The sequence below is a fragment of the Endozoicomonas numazuensis genome, assembly GCF_000722635.1.
GTDB classification, from domain to species: domain Bacteria; phylum Pseudomonadota; class Gammaproteobacteria; order Pseudomonadales; family Endozoicomonadaceae; genus Endozoicomonas_A; species Endozoicomonas_A numazuensis.
The window spans coordinates 121,028-125,922 of sequence record NZ_JOKH01000003.1 but is presented as its reverse complement, the minus strand read 5'-3'; the positions used below and the strand labels follow the sequence as shown (position 1 = coordinate 125,922).

General features: G+C 43.1%; 4 protein-coding genes and 2 pseudogenes. 4 read left to right on the top strand and 2 right to left on the bottom strand.

Features of this window, described 5'->3' with window-relative positions:
- From GZ78_RS30320 to GZ78_RS30305, 3 genes and pseudogenes are all read left to right on the top strand, one after another.
- Positions 1–294 (top strand): annotated as a pseudogene (locus GZ78_RS30320) (hypothetical protein); the annotation flags it as partial.
- 16 nt (positions 295–310) lie between these two features.
- Positions 311–829, top strand: a complete 519-nt coding sequence (locus GZ78_RS30315; protein ID WP_330217618.1) for a reverse transcriptase domain-containing protein — start codon at positions 311–313, stop codon at positions 827–829.
- Positions 830–1,126 (top strand): group II intron maturase-specific domain-containing protein, encoded by a 297-nt coding sequence (locus tag GZ78_RS30305; RefSeq protein ID WP_456236233.1) that lies wholly within the window; start codon positions 830–832, stop codon positions 1,124–1,126.
- A 295-nt stretch (positions 1,127–1,421) separates the two neighbouring features.
- On the opposite strand, the gene GZ78_RS13345 is transcribed toward GZ78_RS30305, so the two are convergent.
- Positions 1,422–2,648, bottom strand: coding sequence for a glycosyltransferase (locus GZ78_RS13345; protein WP_152558718.1), 1,227 nt, complete (start codon positions 2,646–2,648; stop codon positions 1,422–1,424).
- 225 nt (positions 2,649–2,873) lie between these two features.
- Here GZ78_RS13345 and GZ78_RS13340 point away from each other — a divergent pair, with 225 nt between their 5' ends.
- Positions 2,874–3,746: a protein kinase domain-containing protein gene (locus tag GZ78_RS13340; RefSeq protein WP_034836950.1), complete on the top strand. Its 873-nt coding sequence runs from the start codon at positions 2,874–2,876 to the stop codon at positions 3,744–3,746.
- Between the two features lie 247 nt (positions 3,747–3,993).
- Here the strand turns inward: GZ78_RS13340 and GZ78_RS13335 are convergent.
- Positions 3,994–4,895, bottom strand: a pseudogene (locus GZ78_RS13335) (IS3 family transposase); the annotation flags it as partial.

Here is a 4,895-nt window from a genome sequence, read left to right as displayed (position 1 = left end):
TCAGACTTGAATACACGAATGCCGCCCGGTAATGACGTGACTCAGCGTGATGATACGAAGCCAGCCTTTGGCGACAATCTTTTCGACCACGTTATGCACCCTGAAAACCTTCAGAGAGCATGGAAGCAGGTCCGCGCCAACAAGGGCGCAGCCGGTGTAGACGGCATGACCATTGACGCCTTCCCTGAATGGGTGCACCAAGGCTACTGGAAACACACGGCAACGGCCTTGCAGAACGGAATCTACAGACCTGCGCCAGTACGACGTGTGACGTGTAGGGTTCGACAAACTTGACGGAGGAAAACGCCCTCTGGGTATCCCCACGGTACAGGATCGCGTTATCCAGCAGGCAATGGCTCAGGTTCTGACACCTCTGTTCGATCCGGGGTTTTCCAATAATAGTTTTGGATTCCGCTCTGGTCGCAATGGGCAACAGGCTGTCAGACAGGTGCAGTCCATAATCTGCAATGGATATCGTATCGCTGTTGATATTGACCTCTCTAAGTTCTTTGACCGGGTAAACCACGATCTGCTGATGTCGCTCCTTGGCCGCAAGATTAAGGATCAGCGCGTGATGCAATTAATCGGTCGCTACCTGCGTGCCGGTGTCATGGATAACCACTGTCTTACAGAAACTCGGGAAGGTGTTCCCCAGGGTGGCCCACTGTCGCCATTGCTGGCGAACATCATGCTCAACCCTCTGGACAAGGAGCTGGAGAAACGCGGACACCGTTTTGCCCGCTACGCGGACGATTTCATCATTCTGGTGAGAAGTCTGAGAGCAGGAAAACGGATGCTGCACAGTATCAGCCAGTATCTGCGCGGTTGAATCAACTATTTTGGTATTGCCAACGGCTATCAGCTCTGCTGCGATCTGGATCATTGGATACGTCGCAGAATCCGCATGGCTTATTGGCGACAGTGGCGAAAGCCTCGTACAAAAATCAGACAATTGATGCGTCTTGGCGTTGAAATCCGAACGGCAGTTGGTTGTGGTCGAAGCAGTAAAGGCCCGTGGAGAAGCGCGAAAACGCCGGGTATCAATCAGGCGCTATCGCTGGCTTATCTGAAATCACAGGGGCTCTATTCACTGCGGGACGGATGGATCAAGCTTCACCATTCTTAATGAAACGCCCTGTGCGGACCCGCATGCAGGGTGTTGTGGGGGCTGGAGGTTAGAAACCTCCGGCTACCCGATGAGCTTGTTCCTGTCCAAAAACTCTAGCCCTTGTACCACGGGTTTCGTAGCGTATCGAGCACCCTGAAAATGACGTTAAAATTGCTCATTTTTTTCCCAGGCCCACAGGAATCAAGGCTATCAGAGGTAAAAACAAAACCACAATTTTTACTGCAACGCATTGCTACGTAAGGGTTGCAGAGTTTTTGGATGGGAACTAGCTTGCGCTAGTTGAGTAATAGGCTTAGAGTTCGAAGGACTCTAAAGGTGGTTTTTTATCCCAAGATCTTGCACCATGAGCTTTGTTAGAATCTTCATAACTGAACTCACTAATACGTAAGCCTGAAAAGGTTATATCATCTATTCTACCCGCACCTTTTTGTAAAGCTAAGTAACTTGAATCTTCATTAAAAGTTAGATTTTCTACTGTAAGCTTCTCATCTTTAGCGTATTGTTCAAGAAGCAAACTTAAGTGTTCTGGTCCACTATACTTTAATACTTGTATAGGGTTGGTACGCCTTTTATCCATTTGGTCTAATGAAACTTTGCAATCATACGGTACCCTTTGGGTTATTGAATCTGCTTCTGCATATTTATGTAAAATTGCCAGAAGTGCTGTTTTTATGAACTTATGATTTGGCAAAGCTCCAATTAAATTATTATTTATAAGCCAATGCTTGAAAAAATTTAAATCAGAACGCTTAAAGAGAACTCCTCCTATTGCTTCTATATTCTCTAACTCTCTTGATGATTGAGAAAAAATATATTCTCTGATTTCGCTTATCAAAGTTCTGAAGCTATCTTTCCCTGTTAGCCGTTTACACTCATCAGTTGAATCCGATATTTTTTGAAAAAAAGAACTCCACGAACTGAATGGCTTTGGAGGTGATGATAAGCCGACCTTTCTTCTGAAGTAAAATTCAAGATAGTCTCTTTGTGTACTATCATCACAAGAAAATCTTTCCGCAAGGGCAGACCAAGGATAGAAATCAGCATCCATATCAGAATATATACCACCCTCTTGACGAAGTATTTCAAGTCGATACATATCAGCTCTTGCTGCTTGACATTCAATTCCTATACCTTCACGGCTAGTAAATTGATGATACAATTTTACTTCATTATCTGAATAGTCAGCTTTAACTTTTGGATTTAATTCATCTAATGTTCGAACCTTAAGCATTCCTTCTTTTTCCATATCGATGTATTCAGAACGCAAGGCTTGTGCCTTTTCATATTGAACTCTCCTATCCAGCCATAAATTTACTGAATATGGCTCTACTTTTTTTTTAGCTCTTGTGCAAAAGCGTTGTACAGTATTTATGGCATAGTCTGGCATTTTTTTTCCACACCAAATCAGATGTACTTTATGAGGGACGCTAAATGAACTTCTTTGCGTTGTAGCCCCAGAGCTTGCAAAATCAATTGGTTTATGATGGCCTTTATAACTACTTAATGACAAAGTATCCACACTAACTAAACTCCGAAATAACTAAATCTATTAGAGAATAGACACTTAAAATTCTGAAAAGTTCCGAATATTTTCAGCAAGCTAACGCCAAATTCAGCGGCTGCCGAAGGCAGTCCGCTGGAATTTTTTGTTATGTGTTCTTACCAAGTTGTTAGGATATGGGATGGAACAAAATATCTATGACTTAACTCTAATCGTCCGTATCTCATTTCAAGGATTTTAAAAATGCAACAGCTTGAAAAAGTTAAACATCCTCCTATTCAAGAGCAAGCTTCTTCCAGAGCAGTAAATGATTGTTCTAAAAAGTGTTTCCATGGGTTTGGTACTAAAGTATCTGAAAAGAAGTTGTGTCAACCAAAATTTGAATTCAAAGCTTTGATTGGAGAAGGCTCTTATGGAAAAGTACATAAAGCTTTATGTGAAAGAGGATGCGCTGTTGCGATAAAGTCACTAAAGCCCGATTTCAAATATTTAGAAAGAGAATTAAGAAACTTAAGATATCTTTCCGAGTCAACTCATCCTAATATCATCGAATACTTTGGTCATTTTTATGAGCTTGGTGATTACCACTTGGTTTTTGAATTAGGTGATGAGGATTTTGATGATTTTCTAGATAGAATTCGCTCTTCCCTTATAAATGAGCATCTTAACAATATCATATTTCAGACTTTAGAAATATTATCTTACCTAAGTAAAATGAAAATTTATCATGCAGATTTTCGTTTTATTAATATGGTTTATTTAAGATCAAGTGATGCTATAAAATTGATAGACTTTGGTTACTCAAAAATAGACTCCGATGAAGGTTATGCTGATCCATTACGCGACTTGTCACGTCTAGGAAGTGAACTTGGTTCTCTTCAATTAAACATGAAGCATAAAGTACCCAATCAAGAATGGTTTGATGCTAGTTTGCGATTTATCTTTGCAAGTGATGTATCTTCTCTTTTGAGTGATGATTCTAACTGGTTAATTGGTATAACCGATCAATTGAAGCGAATTATCGCATTGTGTGCAATTAATGACCCGAGCGATAGAGAAAACGTCATTGGTATGAGATTTGGTTTAACTCCTAGGTATAGGCTTGACGAATTGTGAACACAACGCCAATTTCAGCCGCGCCGCCGTCGGGTGGAGGGGCGAAGCCCCGGAACGAACTGGAAATTTTTGTTATGTGGCGGTGCTGATTTTTACTCAAGAAATGGTAGTTTTTCCACTGGTACTAAAACTTTGATACTTCGTGGCTTTCCTGGTTCTCGACTGATTAGCCCAAGATCATGTAACTTTACTACCATTTGGTGAGTTGTTGGTGGCGGTGTTTGTCAACAAAGTTGTCGCCTCCACCTTACGCCGATTCTTTAACAAGTGGCTTAATACAAGCTTCTGATCGTTCAGGGTTTAACCAGACCTCATCCTGAAGTGACCAGTCCCGTGTTGATCGGCTACCCCATCTTTCAGGGTTTCTGGCTTTAGCCTGCTCCATCAGCTTCTCTCGCTGGCTCAGACACTTTTTAGCCTCACCATAGTGCCTTTGTGAAGGTGTGACGAACTTCAGGCTGCTATGCTTGTGCTCCTCGTTGTACCAGGTCACAAAACCTGACGACCACTCTCGTGCTTCCGTCAGACAGCCAAAGGGTTTTGTTGGGTAATCAGGACGGTATTTCATGGTTCGGAACGTAGACTCTGAGAACGGGTTGTCATTGCTGACTCTTGGCCTGCTGAATGACGGCACAATGCCCAATCGTTGCAGGGTGGACAGCATGGTTGCACCCTTCATCGGACTGCCATTGTCTGAGTGCAGGACAAGCAGGTTATCCAGTTGGCCAATGTCATGTTTCAGGCAGGCTTTGCTTATCATCTCTGCAGCATGATCTGCAGACTCTGTTTCATGGATTTCCCATGCAACGATCATTCTGCTGAAAATATCTTCGACCATGTACAGGTAATAGAACTGCCCTTTGATATTTGAGCGAACGTAAGTGATATCCCAGGACCACACTTGATTCGGCCCTTTAGCTACATACGAGTTTGTTAGCCGGAGCAGGTCGGTTCGCTGTTTTTCTGCCATCCACTTTCACATTATCCTCCTGTTTCCATCGCTGAAAGGTGCGTACAGACAGTCCCAGAACCTGACAGGCAGCAAGCTGTCTGGCTCCTTGTTCCATTGTTTGTTCAATCAGGTTTACAGCATTTTTGCGATCTTGGAGGCTGATCAATCGTCCTCGCGCTCCCCCCAGATCGCGCGGG

Coding starts and splice junctions, on each gene's coding strand:
- GZ78_RS13340 (WP_034836950.1), top strand. CDS start 2,874: ATGCAACAGCTTGAAAAAGTTAAACATCCTCCTATTCAAGAGCAAGCT.